This window comes from Burkholderia guangdongensis, from assembly GCF_013403875.1.
In the GTDB taxonomy this organism is placed as follows: Bacteria; Pseudomonadota; Gammaproteobacteria; order Burkholderiales; family Burkholderiaceae; genus Burkholderia; species Burkholderia guangdongensis.
The window spans coordinates 52288-70508 of sequence record NZ_JACBNX010000015.1; the positions used below are offsets into that span (position 1 = coordinate 52288).

18 protein-coding genes and 1 tRNA gene are annotated in these 18221 nt (G+C 62.6%); 10 read left to right on the forward strand and 9 right to left on the reverse strand.

The features are described from left to right. Nucleotides 1–76 precede the first annotated feature (76 nt). From HZI36_RS15360 to HZI36_RS15375, 4 genes are all read left to right on the forward strand, one after another. A complete protein-coding gene (locus HZI36_RS15360) occupies nt 77–1735 on the forward strand; it encodes an MFS transporter (protein ID WP_179403504.1) in 1659 nt (552 codons plus the stop codon). Between the two features lie 105 nt (nt 1736–1840). Beyond that, nucleotides 1841–1917, forward strand: a tRNA-Met gene (locus HZI36_RS15365). Between the two features lie 93 nt (nt 1918–2010). Further along, a complete protein-coding gene (locus HZI36_RS15370) occupies nt 2011–3411 on the forward strand; it encodes a DUF6538 domain-containing protein (protein WP_179403505.1) in 1401 nt (466 codons plus the stop codon). 44 nt (nt 3412–3455) lie between these two features. Then, on the forward strand, nt 3456–4187 hold the full coding sequence (locus HZI36_RS15375) for a hypothetical protein (RefSeq protein WP_179403506.1): 732 nt from the start codon (nt 3456–3458) through the stop codon (nt 4185–4187). 71 nt (nt 4188–4258) lie between these two features. Here the strand turns inward: HZI36_RS15375 and HZI36_RS15380 are convergent, their stop codons facing one another. Next, on the reverse strand, nt 4259–4891 hold the full coding sequence (locus HZI36_RS15380; RefSeq protein ID WP_179403507.1) for a recombinase family protein: 633 nt from the start codon (nt 4889–4891) through the stop codon (nt 4259–4261). Nucleotides 4892–5114: 223 nt separating this feature from the next. Here HZI36_RS15380 and HZI36_RS15385 point away from each other — a divergent pair, with 223 nt between their 5' ends. From HZI36_RS15385 to HZI36_RS27025, 4 genes are all read left to right on the forward strand, one after another. Continuing rightward, on the forward strand, nt 5115–5546 hold the full coding sequence (locus HZI36_RS15385; protein WP_179403508.1) for a hypothetical protein: 432 nt from the start codon (nt 5115–5117) through the stop codon (nt 5544–5546). Continuing rightward, complete coding sequence (locus HZI36_RS15390) at nt 5543–5881, forward strand: hypothetical protein (protein WP_179403509.1); 339 nt, start codon at nt 5543–5545, stop codon at nt 5879–5881. Before HZI36_RS15385 ends, HZI36_RS15390 begins: the two co-directional genes overlap by 4 nt. A gap of 3 nt (nt 5882–5884) precedes the next feature. Continuing rightward, nucleotides 5885–6949 carry a hypothetical protein gene (locus tag HZI36_RS15395; protein ID WP_179403510.1) on the forward strand — a complete coding sequence of 355 codons (1065 nt, stop codon included), beginning with the start codon at nt 5885–5887 and terminating at the stop codon, nt 6947–6949. A 381-nt stretch (nt 6950–7330) separates the two neighbouring features. Further along, nucleotides 7331–7693: a hypothetical protein gene (locus tag HZI36_RS27025; protein WP_246327094.1), complete on the forward strand. Its 363-nt coding sequence runs from the start codon at nt 7331–7333 to the stop codon at nt 7691–7693. A 521-nt stretch (nt 7694–8214) separates the two neighbouring features. On the opposite strand, the gene HZI36_RS15405 is transcribed toward HZI36_RS27025, so the two are convergent. The 3 genes from HZI36_RS15405 to HZI36_RS27030 form a co-directional block, all read right to left on the reverse strand. After that, entirely contained in the window at nt 8215–8667 is a 453-nt protein-coding gene (locus HZI36_RS15405) for a hypothetical protein (RefSeq protein WP_179403511.1), read from the reverse strand. A gap of 430 nt (nt 8668–9097) precedes the next feature. Continuing rightward, nucleotides 9098–9520 carry a type II toxin-antitoxin system VapC family toxin gene (locus tag HZI36_RS15410; protein WP_179403512.1) on the reverse strand — a complete coding sequence of 141 codons (423 nt, stop codon included), beginning with the start codon at nt 9518–9520 and terminating at the stop codon, nt 9098–9100. Then, complete coding sequence (locus HZI36_RS27030) at nt 9517–9771, reverse strand: FitA-like ribbon-helix-helix domain-containing protein (RefSeq protein ID WP_246327095.1); 255 nt, start codon at nt 9769–9771, stop codon at nt 9517–9519. The genes HZI36_RS15410 and HZI36_RS27030 overlap by 4 nt, the downstream gene beginning before the upstream one ends. 355 nt (nt 9772–10126) lie before the next feature. Here HZI36_RS27030 and HZI36_RS15415 point away from each other — a divergent pair, with 355 nt between their 5' ends. Continuing rightward, on the forward strand, nt 10127–11134 hold the full coding sequence (locus HZI36_RS15415) for an XAC2610-related protein (RefSeq protein ID WP_179403513.1): 1008 nt from the start codon (nt 10127–10129) through the stop codon (nt 11132–11134). 29 nt (nt 11135–11163) lie between these two features. Here HZI36_RS15415 and HZI36_RS15420 read toward each other — a convergent pair whose 3' ends face one another. From HZI36_RS15420 to HZI36_RS15440, 5 genes are all read right to left on the reverse strand, one after another. Further along, complete coding sequence (locus HZI36_RS15420) at nt 11164–12741, reverse strand: mannosyltransferase family protein (protein ID WP_179403514.1); 1578 nt, start codon at nt 12739–12741, stop codon at nt 11164–11166. A gap of 17 nt (nt 12742–12758) precedes the next feature. After that, nucleotides 12759–13148 carry a GtrA family protein gene (locus HZI36_RS15425; protein WP_179403515.1) on the reverse strand — a complete coding sequence of 130 codons (390 nt, stop codon included), beginning with the start codon at nt 13146–13148 and terminating at the stop codon, nt 12759–12761. A gap of 35 nt (nt 13149–13183) precedes the next feature. Next, a complete protein-coding gene (locus HZI36_RS15430; RefSeq protein WP_179403516.1) occupies nt 13184–14245 on the reverse strand; it encodes a glycosyltransferase family 2 protein in 1062 nt (353 codons plus the stop codon). 175 nt (nt 14246–14420) lie between these two features. Beyond that, nucleotides 14421–15860, reverse strand: a complete 1440-nt coding sequence (locus tag HZI36_RS15435) for an amidase family protein (protein ID WP_179403517.1) — start codon at nt 15858–15860, stop codon at nt 14421–14423. A 74-nt stretch (nt 15861–15934) separates the two neighbouring features. Beyond that, nucleotides 15935–16969 (reverse strand): AraC family transcriptional regulator, encoded by a 1035-nt coding sequence (locus tag HZI36_RS15440; protein ID WP_218883959.1) that lies wholly within the window; start codon nt 16967–16969, stop codon nt 15935–15937. A gap of 418 nt (nt 16970–17387) precedes the next feature. On the opposite strand from HZI36_RS15440, the gene HZI36_RS15445 reads away from it, so the two are divergent. Continuing rightward, on the forward strand, nt 17388–18212 hold the full coding sequence (locus HZI36_RS15445; RefSeq protein ID WP_246327096.1) for an alpha/beta fold hydrolase: 825 nt from the start codon (nt 17388–17390) through the stop codon (nt 18210–18212). Nucleotides 18213–18221: the final 9 nt, after the last annotated feature.

Consider the following 18221-nt stretch of genomic DNA (forward strand, 5'->3'; position numbering starts at 1 on the left):
GTTTGCCCTCCAATAATCGTCGACAGGCCCGCCGCACGGGCGGCCGCACATGTATACGAAGAACGGGAGACGATCCATGGCAACGCTGGGCGGGCAAATTGCGCACGCACCGATGACGGGCGAGGAAAGGAAGGTGATCTTCGCGTCGTCGCTCGGCACCGTGTTCGAGTGGTACGACTTCTATCTGGCCGGCTCGCTCGCGGCCTACATCAGCAAGAGCTTCTTCTCCGGCGTCAATCCGACCGCCGGGTTCATCTTCACGCTGCTCGGCTTCGCGGCCGGCTTCGCGGTGCGGCCGTTCGGCGCGATCGTGTTCGGCCGGCTCGGCGACCTCGTCGGCCGCAAGCACACGTTCCTCATGACGATCATCATCATGGGGATCTCGACGTTCGTCGTCGGCTTTTTGCCCGGCTACGCGTCGATCGGCATCGCGGCGCCGGTGATCTTCATCGGCATGCGGCTGCTGCAGGGCCTCGCGCTCGGCGGCGAATACGGCGGCGCGGCGACCTACGTCGCCGAGCACGCACCGGCGCACCGGCGCGGCTACTACACCGCGTGGATCCAGACGACCGCGACGCTCGGCCTGTTCCTGTCGCTGCTCGTGATCCTCGGCGTGCGCACGTTCATCGGCGAGGAGTCGTTCGCGTCGTGGGGCTGGCGCGTGCCGTTCGTCGCGTCGCTGCTGCTGCTCGCGGTGTCGGTGTGGATCCGGATGCAACTGAACGAATCGCCGGTGTTCCTGCGCATCAAGTCGGAGGGCAAGACGTCGAAGGCGCCGCTCACCGAGGCGTTCGGCCAGTGGAAGAACCTGAAGATCGTGATCCTCGCGCTCATCGGGCTGACCGCGGGCCAGGCGGTCGTCTGGTACACCGGCCAGTTCTACGCGCTGTTCTTCCTCACGCAGACGCTGAAGGTCGACGGCGCGAGCGCGAACATCCTGATCGCGATCGCGCTCCTGATCGGCACGCCGTTCTTCCTGTTCTTCGGCTCGCTGTCGGACCGGATCGGCCGCAAGCCGATCATCATGGCCGGCTGCCTGATCGCCGCGCTGACCTACTTCCCGCTGTTCAAGGCGCTCACGCACTACGCGAACCCGGCGCTCGAAATCGCGACGCAGAAGGCGCCGATCACGGTCGTCGCCGATCCGGCGACGTGCTCGTTCCAGTTCAACCCGGTCGGCACGTCGAAGTTCACGAGTTCGTGTGACATCGCGAAGGGTGCGCTCGCGAAGGCGGGGCTGAACTACGAGAACGTCGCGGCGCCGGCGGGCACGACCGCGCAGATCAAGGTCGGCGACACCGCGGTCGACGCGTACGACGGCAAGACGGCCGACGCGAAAGCGAAGGGCGCGGCGTTCGACAAGACGCTCGCGTCGACGCTGAAGGCGGCCGGCTATCCGCCGAAGGCCGATCCGGCGCAGCTCAACTGGCCGATGTCGATCGTCGTGCTGACGATCCTCGTGATCTACGTGACGATGGTCTACGGGCCGATCGCGGCGATGCTCGTCGAGATGTTCCCGACGCGCATCCGGTATACGTCGATGTCGCTGCCGTATCACATCGGCAACGGCTGGTTCGGCGGCTTCCTGCCGGCGACCGCGTTCGCGATCGTCGCGGCGAAGGGGAACATCTATTCGGGGCTCTGGTATCCGATCGTGATCGCGCTGGCCACGTTCGTCATCGGGGTGCTGTTCGTCAAGGAAACGAAGGACTCGAACATCTATGCGCAGGATTGACGGGTGATGGATTGACGGCTGCCGGGCCGGCGGGGCGACTTTTTTGCGGAAAGATGGAGAAAGTGGTTGACACGCCAGGTCCGGATCAGCATAATTCTCTTCTTCGGCGAATTAGCTCAGTCGGTTAGAGCGACGGAATCATAATCCGCAGGTCCGGGGTTCGAATCCCTGATTCGCCACCAAATCTACGAAAGCCCTTGATCTAACGGTCAAGGGCTTTTGTTTTGGTGCCGTCGGGTGGCAGGTGCAGCACAAACGTGCAGCACAGGCCCATCATGGCGGCAAACTTCCTGCAAAGATCGCGGCACGATTCCGTGTTCTACTTTCGGCGGCGCGTGCCTGCCGATCTCTTCGACTCCATCCGCAAGCGCCAGATTTACAAGTCGCTCGACACGAGCGACCGGCGAGAGGCGATAATTCGTGCCCGCGCCCTCGCGGCACAAACAGACCGCCTCTTTGCCTCACTCCGCGCCATGCCGAAGAGCAGCACCATCCAGACCGATTACGTGGTCGAAATCAAACTCGACCTGAGCGGACTTCCGCAAGCCTTCAGAATCGAAGCAGAGCCAGGAGAACACGAAGCCGCCCAGAAAGCCCTTGAAACGGCTGTAGCGGGCTTGGCGGCGCTTCGACAACCTGCACCACCGCAGCAAGCCCAAACGGCAAAAGAGAACCCCGGCCCGACCCTGGCCGAAGGCGTCGCGGAATACATGAGCAAGGCGGACATCAAGCCGACCACACGGGCCGCCTACAAGACCAAGCTTGCCTATCTGGTGGAACAAGCGGGCGGCACAACTCCGCTCTTCGATATTGACCAAGCCAGATTCGTGAACCTGGCGGAGACGATCCTTGCCGACAACACCTGGCACGACAAAACGAAGATCAGCTACATCACGACAATCGGCGGATTCCTGAACTGGCATCGCATCCGAAAGGGTTTGCCGCAGATCACCGCCGCGAAGTTGAAGCCGAAGCGCACCGCGCCCTCGGCGCTGGACCGCGACGCGCACTCGCTCGACCAACTGCGCACAATCTTCAATCACGCGGCAGGCTACCGCCCCACCGAACCCCACAAGTATTGGGTGACAGTGGCGACGGCGTTTCTCGGCTGTCGCGTCGAAGAGCTTGCCCAGGTCAACCTGCACACGGACCTGAAGCACGACGCGGAGACCGGGGTTTGGTATCTGGTGTTCGCGGAGACCCCGGACGCTGACGGCGTGCTGCGAAAATCACTGAAGAAGCTATCAAGCTGGCGGAACATCCCAATTCATAGCGCCCTCGTGCGACATGGCTTCATTGATTACCTGACGAAGCAGCGCGACGCCGGATATATGCGCCCCTTCGAATCGGGATGGGGGCCGCATATCGGCAAGACGGCAGGCGACGGCATCAAGTGGAGTCACAAGATCACCAAATGGGGCGGCGACACGATGAAGGGACTCAGGGACGCCGGGCGGCTCCCTGACGGCACTCAAACCTACTTCCACAGTATGCGGCACACGTTCGCGAATACGCTGGCGGTCGCCAAGGTGACAGAGGAATATCGCTCTACCCTGCAAGGGCAGGCGTTTGGAGGCATGAACTCGCAGACATACGCGAAGCTTCGATACAACCATAACGCCCTGTCGGAGACAGTGGAATCCGCGCTTGCGCCCTACGTTAGTCTGCTCGCGTAAGGACTTGTGCCAACTCATCTCACATTCGCAACGGAATCTCGCCCATGACCAATTCGATGCCGGAAATCGACGTTATCAAACTCTTCTATGATGGGATTTGGGGTTCCGAACACCAGAAGCGATTAAGCGAGATTGGAAATGAGTTAGCAAAGGTCAGGCACTACGCTAACGAGATGGTAGTTGACGACCTGTTTTCCCAGACTATCGTTTATTTAACCGGAAGCGCCTACTATGCGGGACTCGCGCCGATCATTCAAATAGAGAGCGCATTATTTGTCGAAAAGGAATTTCGAAACGAGTATGCGTATGCCCTCTCCGTCCGAGCCTACATCGAGGTTGCAGGTAGGCTCCACAAGGGCATGCGCCTGTGGCGCCAATACAGATCGAAGACGACGACACTCGAAGGCCTGAGAGCCGGAGTCGAGCGTTTAATGGCGAAATATCGACCGAACGATAAATCACCGCAAGGCATGTTTAAGGGAGATGGGTTCAACGTAATGACCCTCGTTAAGTCACTAGACGATAAAATCCCAAGAATCACGGACACCTACGAAAATCTTTCCGGCTATGTTCACGGCGGGTTTGAAGAGCAAATGCTTATAAGAAAGATGTCTTGGCTTTCTGACCTTAAGCGCGACCCGAATCCCGTCATCGAATCATACGAAATTATTGCAAAGCAGCTCCGGGACATTGTCTTCGACGATTTTGCAGATCTGCTCCAAATTACGAAGCCGCTGCGCGAACGATACGACGAGCGCCACAAGGATGACGAGTAAGCGCGGTTCAGCGCTTACTCTCTTCACGCCACCGCGAACACCGTCCAGCCCGGTCAGCCGTTCGTTCGCGGCTACCGCCAGGCCCGGACGGCTGCAACCGCTTCGTCAGGGCTTCGTTGAATCCGATAGATGGTCTGGCGCGAGAGATTCAGGCGCTTCGCAATCTCGCTGATGCCCACCCCATCGCCGCCAAGCGCGATGACTTCGGAGACGTGCGCTTCAGTGTAGGTCGGCTTGCGCCCAAGATACTTCTTATCCGGGCTTGCCTTCGCGTGCGCAATGCCCGCACGCTGCGCCTCCTTCGTGGCTTCAGCCTGAGCCTGCGAGAGCGCCGCCATGAAGCCAATCAGCGCATCCCGGACACTCTTCTGCATCGGGTCATCCGTCGCACCGTCGAACGTCATGCCATTGATGATCGTCTTCACGATCACGCCCCGGCGCATGAATTCCCTCATGTTGTCCGACACGTCTTCGTAGTTACGCCCGAGCCGGTCAACCCAACGCACGACCAACGTGTCACCACGCCGGAGAAGGTCGAATAGGCGACGCCCGCCTGGACGCTCCGCGAGTTTCGTCGTGACGCCGCTCACGCCGTCATCGTGAACAACTTCATCGAAGACGAACCCAACCGATTGAGCTTGCGTGTGCTGGTGAGCGATTGTCTGTTCGCTCGTGCTGACCCGTGCATAAAGAATGACCGCCATATCTTCCCCCCGTTGTCCTTTAGGTTTCCGTCCGTTGAAAACCTGTCCGTAGATTGAAAACCCACTCTAGCGGACGGTGTTCGCCCCCTGCCCGCGTATGTCCGCAGAGGCATACCCATACGAACGATTGAGCGCATGATATCATATTGCCTATACAGGCAATATTGCCTTATATGGCAATATGTAGTATAGTTGCAACAATTCTTATCCAAGAGGGAATTTGATGGAAATCGCTGTAGAACCGAAGGCCCGCGCGCTGGAACTGGACGGGCAGAAAGTATTCGTCCGTCTCGATGCGCCAACATGGCAAGCAATCGAAATGCTGGCGATGGCGAATGGATGCGACTGGGGTGATTGGATACGCGACGCATGGGAAGGCGTGAAAGCGGCTGTTGGAATCGAACAAGCCACATCAGTCAACCGTGCCGCCGCATTCCGAATGATCGCGACAATGGGCCTGATGAACGTCATCAAGAACAAGGCCGCAATGGAACAGCTCTACCGGGACGAACACGACGAGACGCCAGAACCAATGCGTCGAATCGAAATTGAGGTCAGTGACGGTGTGTTCATGAAGTTCACACGCGAACAGGCCCGCGTCATGATGGACAAACTGCGCCAAGCGCTGACCTTCGGCACGGAATCGGAACAATGAAAGCCAACATCGTAAGCAGCGGAGATGTCGCCTATCTTCTTCGTGCGAAGCTCGGGCCGGTTCGTCATTGGGACGACACGCTGACGGACATGAGGCGCGGTAGAGCGAACTACTGCGGCGAAGTCCTTTTGCCGTTTTGCCGCGTGCATGACGGGCGTGCAAAGCGCCCCTACTACCGACTCTCGGACGTTCAAGACTTCATTGAGCGCGTCTCGGCCATCGAGCCGCCGAAAGCGGACGCGCACAAGTTGCAGCTCGTCTCTGTTGATGCCGATCCCGCTGAGGGACTGTTCGCGCTCGCGTGGCGTGGGCGCACTCTAAAAGCTTGCGCGTAAGGTATGGCGGCAGATGCGGACCTGACCGCCTTCAAGTTCTCTGCGTGCGTCGATTGGATCGAGCTTCGCGTTCGCACGCTTCCGGACGCTGACGGTAGGGCGACGCGAGGCGACGTCCTGCGTGGCAGACTGAAGAAGTTCGGCGTCTCGTATGTCAAAGCCGTTGACAGGGGAGCTGGCGGCGCGGCCACGCACTTCTTGGTTCGCGTCCAGGCTCCGGAGACAGTTCGTGACGTGCTAGCGGTTGTAGACCGTCTGGCGGCGCATCGTGAACTTGCCGCTGCCCCGACCATTGCGGCAATCGAGATCGCGTTCGACGCCCGCCCGAAGACGGCGGACCGTGCCGCGCTCGACGCGATGACGCTGCGATTGATGCGTGGCATATTGCCGCCGACACGCGAACTCCGGACGCCGCAGCAGTGGGCCGGATTCGCGCTTGGGCTAGAGAGCGCGCTATCGGCACACCATCGCCCACTCGACCCGTCCAGAACGCTCTACATCGGCACGCCGAAGGTCGCCGATGCCGGTCGAGCTGGTTACGCTCACGGCCGACTCACAACGTCGTATGAGGCCGAGAAAGGCGCATCCGCACGCGCCGACCACGAACGGGCATTCGATCACGCGCAGTGGCGCGTCTACAGGAAAGAGACCGACGAGCAGTTCACGAGCGACGGCGAGCGCCGAGATACCGATGCGCTGCAACCTGGCGAGCATCGCGCTCGTGCCGAAGTCACGCTGACCGGCCAGATGTTGCGCATCCTGAAGCTCGAAACGCTCGACGACCTCGCGACATTCGATTTCTCCACGATCGCGACGAAGAAGCTATTGAGGTTCGTCCGCGTGTCGGGGCATCCGTTCTTCGCGGATGCGTCCAGGCAAGGCTTGATCGTGAACGCACTAGGCATCGATAAGCGGACGCCGGCTCACATCGTTGCGGCATTCTGGCACCGCGACGAGCGAGGACGCGAAAACGATCTGGGGCAGTTCCTCGTCGCGGACACAGATTTGAATCGACGGTTGAAGGAGCAGCTTGCACGGCTCTCGCGACGGTTCCGAGCGATCGGATAGCGCAACGGCAACCAGAAATTTCCAGCTATTCGGTCACGCGAGAATGTCGAAAGCGCCCGGAAACCCTTGTCACACCTGGTGGTCGTCCTGAGACCGCCCCTGCAATTCTAATAACACCAAGAGCAGAACTACATCTCTTCGACACGAACATGATGGACACGAGCACGACTGACACGCCGATCTATCACGAAGCCGAAGGCATCGGCCCGATCATCTACTGCCTCCCCATTGGGACCGCAGATGCTATCCTTGGCGCCGCCTGCGCACGCGTATCCGCTGATATAACTTGAACAGCGCGAATCGGCAAGCCGTGCCGGGTTCTGGTGGCTCAGTTCCACCGGCTGCGGTTGATACACAAAGACAAAAAACAAAGGGGACCAAATGTCATTGATTCAATGCGGGGAATGTTCGAAAGAAATCAGCAGTCTGGCATCGACGTGCCCAAGCTGTGGCGCACCGAATCAAGTATCGGCACACGTCACCACGACTGGCGGCATGGGTCGCGGCACCAAAATTCTCCTGTGGATAGTCGGCATTCCGGTCGTGGTCTTCGGGGCAATGCTGATCATAGGGGCGAACATCAGCCCTGAGGAAAAGGAGAGACAGGCGGCCGGCATCGCAATCGATGAATGCGACAAGCAAGTCAACGACGAACTCTCGTCCATCAACGTTCGACGGTTTGTTCGGGGAGCATGTGACAAATTGCGATCCGATTACCGGTTGAAATACGGCCATGACTATTAGGCGCAGGAAACGGTAGGCAAACTTGGTCACATAGGCCGTAGCGGTGCGCAGCAGCCTCGCATCGCTGCTGCCGGGCTGCTCTGGCACTGTGTCCGGAGTGCCGAACTGCGCGTTTAGATCGTCCGTCCATATCCTGGTCGAACGCAGCCACGCCAACGACGGGTTTCCCGCTCGTCGAACGACTGGTTCTGGGCCGACAGGGGAGTTCACGGCGACAGTTAATCATCGCCACGCCGCACGTAACATCGAGTCAGCCGGGTTCATTTTCTGCCTCACGTCGAAGCGTGACACCACGCGCCCGCATACCCACGCATACCAATGCCGACAAGGGTTCCCGGCACGCGAGCGCAAAGAAGCGCGAAACTCAAATGAGTCCGCCAAGATACCAGAAAGGTCAATAAGGACTGGTCCCGGCTTGCGTGAAAAACGAAAGTCCTAGAAAAAACGGCCCCGCGTGGTGGGGTCCGTTTAATCAATTGTCGTGATTTTTCACCGAATCCTTATAGCACTCGCGCTTTCGATCAATCAGTCGCGGTTGGCGCAAACGACATTTCGTTGTTGTCGTCCGTCGAAAAGCGGAAGCGGTTCAGGCCATGCTGATCGACTGCCATTGGAAACTCGCGCGGCGACCGGTGACAGGACATCACTCCCGGCATCAGGGTATCGGTGGACACCGGCTCGACAGTGATAACGTGCTGGCCCGGTGACAGAAACAGAGTCGTCTTCTCGGCTGGCCCAATAAAGAGCGATTTCGTGCCATCGATGCTCACCTGAAACCTACAGACTGTTGCGGTTCCGGCGTCACGCTTTAGGAGGATCGGTATCGCATCCGTCGCTGTAGGTTTCTGAAACGCGACGACCATTGACGCCGGAACGGCTTTCGACTCCGCGAACGATACTGGCGTCGACGACAGCGCGCAGCCGGATAGCAGAGCGGCAAAACCGAACGTCGCCGCGATAGCGATTCGCTTCATCCCCTTCCCCGTCTTGTTCTTCTGGTGGCAATGGTTGACTGCGCACCCGTCCGCCGTTGTCGCGCGCGCTAAGCCAGCATACCGGCTGATAGACGGCGGTTCAATAGGGCCGGATGCGCGCTATGCCGCTCGCCCATACTTGACGGAACATCTTCGTGCCGGGGTATGATGCCGTGTCGACAATCACATAGGTGCAGCACATTCGCCACCGTCGCCCGTAACAAGCGCTCAAAATACCGTTACAAATCAATCGCCTACTCAGATTCCGGGTGTCGAATCTTTTGAGTCCCTGATTCGCCACCAGTATTATCAAGGGCCTAGCGTTCGCGCTAGGCCCTTGTCCATTTCAGAGCGTCAACAAAGCGTCAACGCGTTCTGAAACGATCAAAACAGCCTCGCTTCATCTCACCGCCGTGACGTCAACACGTGCTCACGCCTTCCACGCCCAAGGATCGATAGTAGCCACGCCGGCCGCTTCGAAAGGGCTGATATCGCGCGTAGCAACAACGAAGCCGTGAGCCACCGCAATCGACGCAATATATCCGTCAGGCGTCGGAAACCCCTTGCCAGCCTGCCTTGCCTTCACGGCTAAATCAGCATAGTGTCGCGCCGCTCTTGTATCGAACGCCAAAATACGTTCGCCGAAAAGCTCCAGCAAACCGTCAAGCGTTTCACTCAACGCATTTCTACGTTTCCCGACCGGCAACGATCCGATGCCGAACAATAATTCGGCAAGCGTTACGCTGGACAGATACAAGGTTTCGGCGACTTGCTCATCGAGCCATGCTTGCACCGCCGAGTGAGGAACTGACTTCAGCGCCTCCGAAACGACATTGGTATTCAGGACGATCATTCAAACCCCATCGGCTCAGCCGGCATCCTGTCACGCCCCCGCTCAAAGATAGCGAACTCCTCATCCGTAAGCCCAACACGCCGACCAAGCTCTGCCAACGCAGTGCCCATGCGGATACGTTGCTGCGGACGAACCACGCTTTCAAGAATTGCCCGAATTTCAGCCTCAGTACTACGACCATGCGTAGCAGCACGCACACGCAGAGCTCGGTACGTTTCCTCCGGTAGATTACGAACAGTGACAGATGCCATTGCTATCACCTCAAAAAAATGGAGTCAGTGATTTCATTTCAACCACAATGATGGCACCCGAACACGCAACCTGCAAAGCATCGCCACGGCTCCAATCCACTAAAAAATCTCAGAAAACTGTCCGAACGAGCGAGGCCACCTCTTGGCGTACGCGCCAAGCCCTTTTTCTTTGCGCCGCCGCCCTCTCGTCCACCGTTGGCAACCGCCATCGGAAGCCCCATACTCCGCACACCATCGCTACATTAGACGAATTGCGATGAACGTCGTCCGTGCGGCTGTCCGCACTGAATCGCCACCGCCGTACACCGCATTCACCAACCGCCGCGAAAACATACGAGTTCAAAGGGCACTCATCGTGACGCCATTCCACTTCCCCGCCGCCGTTCGAGCGTGCCTGACGCTCGCGGTCACGTTGTCGCTGCCCACCTTCGCATACGCGGCCAGTTTCGACTGTCACGCCGCCCGCAGTCCGATCGAGCACGCAATCTGCGACGACGCGCAACTGTCCGCGCTCGACAGCGAACTGGCCGACGCCTACCGAACCGCACTGAAAGGACAGGGCGACGCCGCCGACCAGTTGAAGGCCGGGCAGCGCGAATGGCTGAAGTCGCGCGCGCCCGACGGCAAGATCGATCCGGCTGCGCTGGAGAACGCGTATCGCGAGCGCATCGCCGCGCTGAAGGCGCTGCCTGCGTTTCCGAGCCCGGGCGCGCTGGTCGACGGTCCGACGTTCCGCCTGACGACGGTCGCGAAGCAGCACGATTTCGCGCTGCGAATGCTCGAAGCGTGCTCGACGGAAAAAAGCGACGACGACTCGACCTGCGAGGGGCCGGGCCAGTTGCTCATCTTCGGCAAGGGCCAGCCGAAGCTGCTGCAGACGATCAACCTGCCGAACGTGTTCGTCACGCTGCCGAAGGGCGGCAACGGACCGCTCACCAACTCGGCGCGGCTCTACGACTACCAGGGTGTGATCAACGTCGGCGACTTCAACTTCGACGGCTATGAGGACTTCGGCATCCAGACCGGCAACGAAGGCAGCTACGGCGGCCCGAGCTACGACGTCTATCTGTTCGATCCGAAAGCGGAACGCTTCGTCCACAATGACGCGATGACCCAGTTGATCGCCGAGACGCTCGGCTTCTTCGGCGTCGATGCCGCGCACAAGCGCCTCCACACGTTCGCCAAAAGCGGCTGCTGCTATCACGAGGACACCACGTATCGCGTCGACCACGACATGCCCGTGGCCGTCGCGCGTCACATCGAGGATGGGCAAGGCGCCGGCGACAAGATGGAAGTCATCGACGAAGAACTCGTGAACGGCAAGTGGCATCGCAAGGTTCACCACGAGCCGATGCCGAACTGAACGACAGGTCGGCGACAAGCGCCCCCCCTCTAATACGGCGGCAACCCCATCGCGATTCGCTCGACGATCAGCGGCATGAACGCGCCGCCCGCCGCCGTCATCGCCAGCATCACCGGCATTGCGCGCGACCGTTGCGATGCGATGCCCAGCAGGCCGACCACGGCCGGCACCAAAGGCAGGCAATACCTTCCCGCCGAATGAAGCTCGGGGTTCAGAACCAGCGTCGCCGCCACCACCGACACCCCTGCCCCGATCAACAGACATGCGCGCGCGTCGCCCTCCCGCCTGAGCCCGCGAATCAGCACATAGGCCGCCCACCCCACGAGCGCGAAAGGCAGCATCAAAATCGGCAAATATTCGCCGTCGAACACCCCGCCAGGATGCAGCATGCCGGCGAGCTCACGCAGCGGCGTCACCTCCCAACCTTTGCGCACCATGAACGCGGCCAGCGGATAACCGGTCTGCGCCCCCTTGATCGCCATGTCCGCCACGATCCCGAGCCCGCCTGCCACGCCTGCGAACGCCACGCGCAGCAATCGTCCCCGAATGGAAACCGCCGCGTCACCCCAAACACTGAACGCGAGCCACGCCACGCCGATCAAGCCGACGAACCGCGTCGCGGTCAACAAGGCCACCACTGCCCCCGCCAGCCAGTATTTCCGCCGCAACAGCAGCAACACGATCAGCAGTTCGAGCATCAGAAACAGCGGCTCCGAAAATCCGCCGACGACAAAGAACGCAAACGGATTGAAACTCAGCCACACCGGCGCGATCAGCGCGTGACCGCGCGTGAGCCCGATCGCCCGCCCGAGCGCAAAAAGCAGCAACAGCGCGGCCAGCAGCAGCGCCGCATTCAACCCGACCATCGCCGACGACACCGGGACGCGACCGGTCACGGCAACCGCCTTGACCAGCATCGGAAACAGAAACGGCCACGCCACGTTCTGCTGCACCCGGCCGTCGCCATTGAATCGATACCCGCGCAGAACGATGTTGCGATACCAGCTGGCGTCCCATCGCTCCGTCAATATACCTTCGGGATCCGAACTAATCTCGAGCGGCTCGATTCCGTACAATCCGGCGCCGTTTGAAATCACTTCGGTCAACGGCACCGTGTCGACCCCGAACCGCACCGACAACAGTTGCCAGGACAACGAGCGCCTATCGTTGGACCCGACTTGGTCGGCCGGCACCATCGTCCACCCGGAATGAATCGCGATCCCGCGGCTCGCGCACGCAGTCGGAACCGGCAGCAATTGCTGGAACAATCCGGCATGGATATCGACGCGCATCGGCTCCACGCCATCGCAACCGATCGTCCATTGCTGATCGTGCGAGGCTTGCCCGACGACGGTCAGCGACGCTCGACGCCCCGCCGCCGGCACCTTCAGCGTGACGTCCGGTGCGGCCCAGCTGAATGCGTGAGCGTCGAAGTGCCCGGTCAGACGCTCATGGTTGGCGAGCGTACCGATGACGATGCCGCGACCGAAAAACCAGACGACGACCAGCGCGAACAGCGCGGCCGCGGTCGACACACGCGGCCAGCCGCGCACGCGCACGGCCGGTTTCTCGCACGATTGAGGAACAGCGTCGGAAAGGTGCACCATGTTTTGACCCAACAGATTCAATCGGACGCGTTCGCCGACGGGCGAGCCGTCGCCCCGCCGAACACCCAGCGCTTGAACAGCACGAACATCACGACGGGCGTCACGAACGTCATGCCGCCCACCGCCCAGCGCGGGTCCAGGCCGTGACGGCCGACCACGGCCACGATGCCCGCATTGCACGCGAACCCGGTCGCCGATGTAACGAAGAAACGAAGCAACGCCTCGGAACCGGCACGGCCGCCGCGGAACGTCCAGAATCGATTGCCGCAATACGTGACGGACACCGCGCAGAGAAACCCGGATACGTTCGCCCATTGCGGCGCGAGCCAGTGCAACGCGCTCAGATAGCAGGCCGAATGAACCAGCGTCGCGATCGCGCCCACGACCGCGAACTTCGCGGATTCCACGAGCAACCGCCGCCCACGGGAAGCGACCGGTCGCGTCAACGTGCGGAACGCCACGTATCGGCCAGGGCGCCGTCGGGTCGCGCGCCGCACACCAGCACCGACTCGACGTTTGCCCGCGGAATCCGGGCTTGCGCCGTGCGCAGGCCGTCATCCCCGGCAGGCCAGTAATCCTGAAGGAAATACAGCGGACGCCGCTTCGCTTCGTTGAACATCCGCCCCAGATATTCGCCGACGATGCCGAGCCCGATGAGCTGCACGCCCGACAGGAACAGCAGCGTCACCATCAGCGACGGATACCCGGCCACCGGATTCCCGTGGATCAACGTCCGGTAAACGATCGCAATCGCGCCCCCGAACGCCGCCAGCGCGACGCAGACACCGACCCACGACGCGAGCCGCAGCGGCGCGATCGAAAACGACGTGATCCCTTCGATCGCGAAATGCCACAGCCGCGCATAGTTGAATTTGGAGGTGCCCGCCGCACGCGCTTCGCGCTCGTACGGCAGCGCGGTCTGCGGATAGCCGATCCACGCGAACAGCCCTTTCATGTAGCGATGCTGTTCGGGCAGCTGCCGCAATGCTTCGACCGCACGCCGGCTGAGCAACCGGAAATCTCCGGTATCCTGAGGAATCGACACGCGGCTCAATGCGTGGATGACGCGATAGAACGCATACGCCGATGCCCGCTTCAGCATCGTTTCGCCGGCCCGCGACATGCGCCGCCCGTAGACGACGTCGAAGCCCTGTCGCCAGATGCGGATGAATTCGGGAATCAGCTCGGGCGGATCCTGCAAGTCGGCATCGATGACGATGGTCGCATCCGCGTTCGCGTAATCCAGCCCCGCGGACAGCGCGATTTCCTTCCCGTAATTCCGGCTGAGATTCACGATGCTGACGTCGCGATCGCCGGCCTGCAGCGCGCGCAGCACCGGGAGCGTGCCGTCGGTGCTGCCATCGTTGACGTAGATGATTTCCGCCCGCACGTCGCCGAGCATCGCGAGCGCCGCGCATAGCCGCTCGTGGAACGCGGCGAGCAGTCGGTCCTCATTGTAGACAGGCACCACGACGGCGAGCGTGGTCATCACGGATTCAGTCATGGTGAATATCTCGCCGGCACACCGCGTGCCGGGTTCAATGAATTCTGCCCACCTGAATCGCCATCGCTGCGCGATGGCCAACGTCGATCCATGAGCGCGGCCAGTTTAGGCTGGCGAGCCCCCGGCGGATGTGACGACGATCACATTTCACCGGCGCGTGCCGCGCGGCAATCGATCACGCCGCGCGTCCCGCGTCGCGCGACACCGGATCGACCGGCGTATGCACGCCCGCGCGCGCCTCGATCGCCTCCCCCGCCTTCAGGCACAGCGCCTCCTGAAACCGCCCCGCGACGATCTGCACGCCCATCGGCACGCCGTCGCACAGCCCCGTCGGCACCGACAGCCCCGGCAATCCGAGCAGCGCGGTCGCGAGCAGCGGGCTCTGCGCATCGACGATGCGCCGCACCGCGTCGTCGCCGCGCTGATCCTCGTCGATCGCGAACGGACGCCGGCACGACACCGGCATCAGCAGCAGCGGATAGCGCTGAAAGAACGCCTGCCACGCGCGCAGCAACGCGGTCCGTTCCGCGAGCGCGTCCATGTAGCCGACCAGATCGAGCACCGGCGCGAGACGCCGCTGGCTGCCGAACGCCGTGCGTATCGCATCGTCGCCGTGCGTCATGATGACGTCCGCCAGCCCGCTTCGCGCCTCGTTCGTGACGAGCTTCAGCCACAGCGCGCTCGCGTCGCCGACACGCGGCGGCACTGCCTCCTCGACGACGCACCCGGCATCCTCCAGCCATCGCGCCGCCTGGCGCACCGCATCCGACACCGCATCGTCGGCCGGCGTGCCGGGCAGGCTCGCGCAGATCGCCACACGCGCGGGAAACCGCGTATCGTCGCCGAAGGGCGCGTCGGGCGCGACGGGCATCCACCACGCGTCACGCGCATCGGGCGCCGCCATCGCCGCCAGCGCGATCCGCAGATCGCCGACCGTCCGCGCGAGCGGCCCCTGCACCGACGCGAGCTGAACGGCGAGCGTCCGGTCTCGCGTCTGCGTCGGGTTGTACGCGGGCACGCGGCCCGCCGTCGGGCGCAGCCCGGCCACGCCGCACGCGTAGGCCGGATAACGAATCGATCCGCCGAGATCGTTGCCGTGCGCGATCGCGCCGATGCCGGTCGCGACGGCGGCCGCCGCGCCGCCGCTGGAGCCGCCGGGCGTCAGTCCGGCATCCCACGGATTCAGCGTGCGCCCGTACAGATCGTTGTCGGTGAACCAGCGATACGAGAACGCCGGCGCGTTGCTGCGCCCGATGACGATCGCGCCGGCCTTGCGCAGGTTCGCGACCACCGGGCTGTCTTCGCGCGCGACGAGATCCTTGAACGCGACGACGCCGTTCGTCGTCGCGAGGCCGGCCATGTCGACGTTCACCTTGACCGTCACCGGCACGCCGTGCAGCGGCCCGACCGGCTCGCGCCGCGCGATCGCCGCGTCGGCCGCCGCCGCGGCCTCGAGCGCGCTGTCGGCCAGCACGTCGACGATCGCGTTGATCCGCGGATTGACTTCGTCCAGCCGCAGCAGGCAGCTTCGAACCAGCTCCGTCGACGACACGTCGCGCCGCGCGACGCGGGCCGCCATGTCGGTTGCGCTCAGGCGCCACAATTCCTGCGTCATGCCTCGTCCTCCTTCGTTCTCGATGATCGTCATTCGCGATGCGGGAAGACTAGCCGAAATGGGCGACGCGCGCGTCACCCCACCCGATACTCGCTCGGGCTCTTCCCGGTCCACCGCGCGAACGCGTGCCGGAAATTCGCCGCATCGCTGTAGCCGAGCCGGCTCGCGATCTCCTCGGTCGTCATCCGCGTCTTGCGCAGATACTCGACAGCGAGCCTGCGGCGCACGTCCGCGAGAATGTCGCGATAGGTCGTGCCCTCGGCCTCGAGCTTGCGCCTGAGCGTGCGCGGATGCATCGACAGCTTGCTCGCCATCGATTCGATGTCCGGATACCGCCACGGCATCTGCTCGATCAGCGCGCGCCGCACGGTCGTCGCCATGCCGGCCGTCTCCTCGAGCTCCGACAGCACGCTCTGGCACATCTCGCCGACCACCGCGTGCGTGATCGGATCGGGCATCGAGCCGCTGCCTTCGGCCCACTGCGCGCCGACCACGATCTCGTTGTTCGGGCGGCCGAATTCGATCGGGCATTCGAAGAAATCCGCGTAGACGTCCGCGTGCGCGGGTGCCGGATATGACATATGCAACGACTCGAACGCGAATGCGTCGCCCCACAGATCACGGCTCATCGTCAGATGCGCGGAAAAGGCGAACTCGAGTGCGAAGCGGAACAGCGCGTCGCGCGGATCGTGCGACAGCAGCACCTCGTAGCGGTAGACTCCGACATGCCCGTCGCGGTTGAACGAGATCGGGCTCGCGACCGGGCCCATCACACTGTTGTACTTGACCAGGAATGCGTTCATCTGCTCACGCGTCGGACTGCTCAGGAGTCCGTATCCATACATCCCGTACGCGGTCAGATGCATCCGCGTGCCCGCGCGCAGCGCGGCCGTCGGATCGGGCGCGAGACGCACCGCATTGCCGAACACGGCCGCCACCTGGCGGTATGAAATCCGTGCATCCGTCGACCGCAGCGCCGCCGCGTCGAGACCACTGCCCGCGAGCACATCGGCCGGCGCAACGCCGTCGTCGGCCAGCGTGTCGACGATCGCGGCGATTCTTTGCGGTGTATAGATGCGCTGCTCGAAATCCGGTAACGAGCGGTACACGATTCTGCTTCTCCCTTACGTCGTACATTACACCGAGCGGATCAGCGTGGCATGAGAACCGCGCCCGCGCAAGTGTCGAAACTCCGGAATGTCCCGAAGTCACCGCAAAACCGCCCCAAACTCACCTTTCGCCGATGGCCCGCGTGCCAAAGAATGTGCTGCGATTCAGACGAAACGCGCCACACTCGACGAAGGCGCCCGCTGAAACGCGTGCCGCCGGCGTCCAACCGGCCGCGCCTCATCGACGCAACCAGGAAGGAGACCTGACGACTGCACGGCAATCCGCCAGCCGCACCCGGCTGACGCCGTCGCCCCACTTGCCGCCCCGCTCGCCACGCACCCGACGACGTCCGACGACGTCCCGCGCATGCGAGCGTCATTCGCTGCACTCCTCTAGCTCAGACGAGGTGAATAACACATGCTTGCCACGTTTCCCCGCTTGTTCCCGATGCCGCGCGACCTCGCCGGCACCGACCCGTCCGCCGCACCGTCCCTGCCGCTGTGGCTGCTGGAAGCACGCGCGTTCGTCGAGCTATCCGCGTTCTATTCGATGTCGCCGTGGCTGCGCCTCGCGCCAGCCGGCGACGGCCATCCGGTGCTCGTGCTGCCGGGCCTGTCCGCGAACGATCTGTCGACGCGGCCGCTGCGCCAATTCCTCGCGCGGCGCGGCTATCGCGCGCACGGCTGGAAGCTCGGCCGCAACTTCGGCCCGCGCCCCGGCGTCGAGGACGCGATGCAGGCGCGGCTCGCCGAGCTGCACGAGCGCTACGGCCGCAAGGTCAGCATCATCGGCTGGAGCCTCGGCGGGATGTTCGCGCGCGAACTCGCGCGGCGCGCGCCGGAGCACGTGCGCAGCGTGATCACGCTCGGCAGCCCGTTCGCGGGCGCGCCGCACGCGAGCAACGCGTGGCAGCTCTATGAGTTGGTCAGCGGGCAGCGCGCCGACCGCTGGGCCGATCGCGAGCACGCGCAGACGCCGCCGCCGGTGCCGGCGACCGCGATCTACAGCCGCAGCGACGGCATCGTCGCGTGGCAGGGCTGCCTCGAGCGCGAAGGCCCGCAGTCGGAGAACATCGAGGTCGAAGGCAGCCACTGCGGGCTCGGCGTCAACCCGGCCGTGCTGTTCGCGGTCGCCGACCGGCTCGCGCAGCCCGAAGGCGAATGGCGTCCGTTCGAGCGCAGCGGCCTGCGTAGCCTCGTGTATCCGGATCCGCATCGCGATTCGAAGGCCGCGGCCGCATGACCAGCGCGC

What these genes read in the sequence shown, in the direction of transcription:
- HZI36_RS15360 (WP_179403504.1), top strand. Translation starts at nt 77, where the DNA reads ATGGCAACGCTGGGCGGGCAAATTGCGCACGCACCGATGACGGGCGAG.
- HZI36_RS15370 (WP_179403505.1), top strand. Translation starts at nt 2,011, where the DNA reads ATGGCGGCAAACTTCCTGCAAAGATCGCGGCACGATTCCGTGTTCTAC.
- HZI36_RS15375 (WP_179403506.1), top strand. Translation starts at nt 3,456, where the DNA reads ATGACCAATTCGATGCCGGAAATCGACGTTATCAAACTCTTCTATGAT.
- HZI36_RS15380 (WP_179403507.1), bottom strand. Translation starts at nt 4,891, where the DNA reads ATGGCGGTCATTCTTTATGCACGGGTCAGCACGAGCGAACAGACAATC.
- HZI36_RS15385 (WP_179403508.1), top strand. Translation starts at nt 5,115, where the DNA reads ATGGAAATCGCTGTAGAACCGAAGGCCCGCGCGCTGGAACTGGACGGG.
- HZI36_RS15390 (WP_179403509.1), top strand. Translation starts at nt 5,543, where the DNA reads ATGAAAGCCAACATCGTAAGCAGCGGAGATGTCGCCTATCTTCTTCGT.
- HZI36_RS15395 (WP_179403510.1), top strand. Translation starts at nt 5,885, where the DNA reads ATGGCGGCAGATGCGGACCTGACCGCCTTCAAGTTCTCTGCGTGCGTC.
- HZI36_RS27025 (WP_246327094.1), top strand. Translation starts at nt 7,331, where the DNA reads ATGTCATTGATTCAATGCGGGGAATGTTCGAAAGAAATCAGCAGTCTG.
- HZI36_RS15405 (WP_179403511.1), bottom strand. Translation starts at nt 8,667, where the DNA reads ATGAAGCGAATCGCTATCGCGGCGACGTTCGGTTTTGCCGCTCTGCTA.
- HZI36_RS15410 (WP_179403512.1), bottom strand. Translation starts at nt 9,520, where the DNA reads ATGATCGTCCTGAATACCAATGTCGTTTCGGAGGCGCTGAAGTCAGTT.
- HZI36_RS27030 (WP_246327095.1), bottom strand. Translation starts at nt 9,771, where the DNA reads ATGGCATCTGTCACTGTTCGTAATCTACCGGAGGAAACGTACCGAGCT.
- HZI36_RS15420 (WP_179403514.1), bottom strand. Translation starts at nt 12,741, where the DNA reads ATGGTGCACCTTTCCGACGCTGTTCCTCAATCGTGCGAGAAACCGGCC.
- HZI36_RS15430 (WP_179403516.1), bottom strand. Translation starts at nt 14,245, where the DNA reads ATGACTGAATCCGTGATGACCACGCTCGCCGTCGTGGTGCCTGTCTAC.
- HZI36_RS15435 (WP_179403517.1), bottom strand. Translation starts at nt 15,860, where the DNA reads ATGACGCAGGAATTGTGGCGCCTGAGCGCAACCGACATGGCGGCCCGC.
- HZI36_RS15445 (WP_246327096.1), top strand. Translation starts at nt 17,388, where the DNA reads ATGCTTGCCACGTTTCCCCGCTTGTTCCCGATGCCGCGCGACCTCGCC.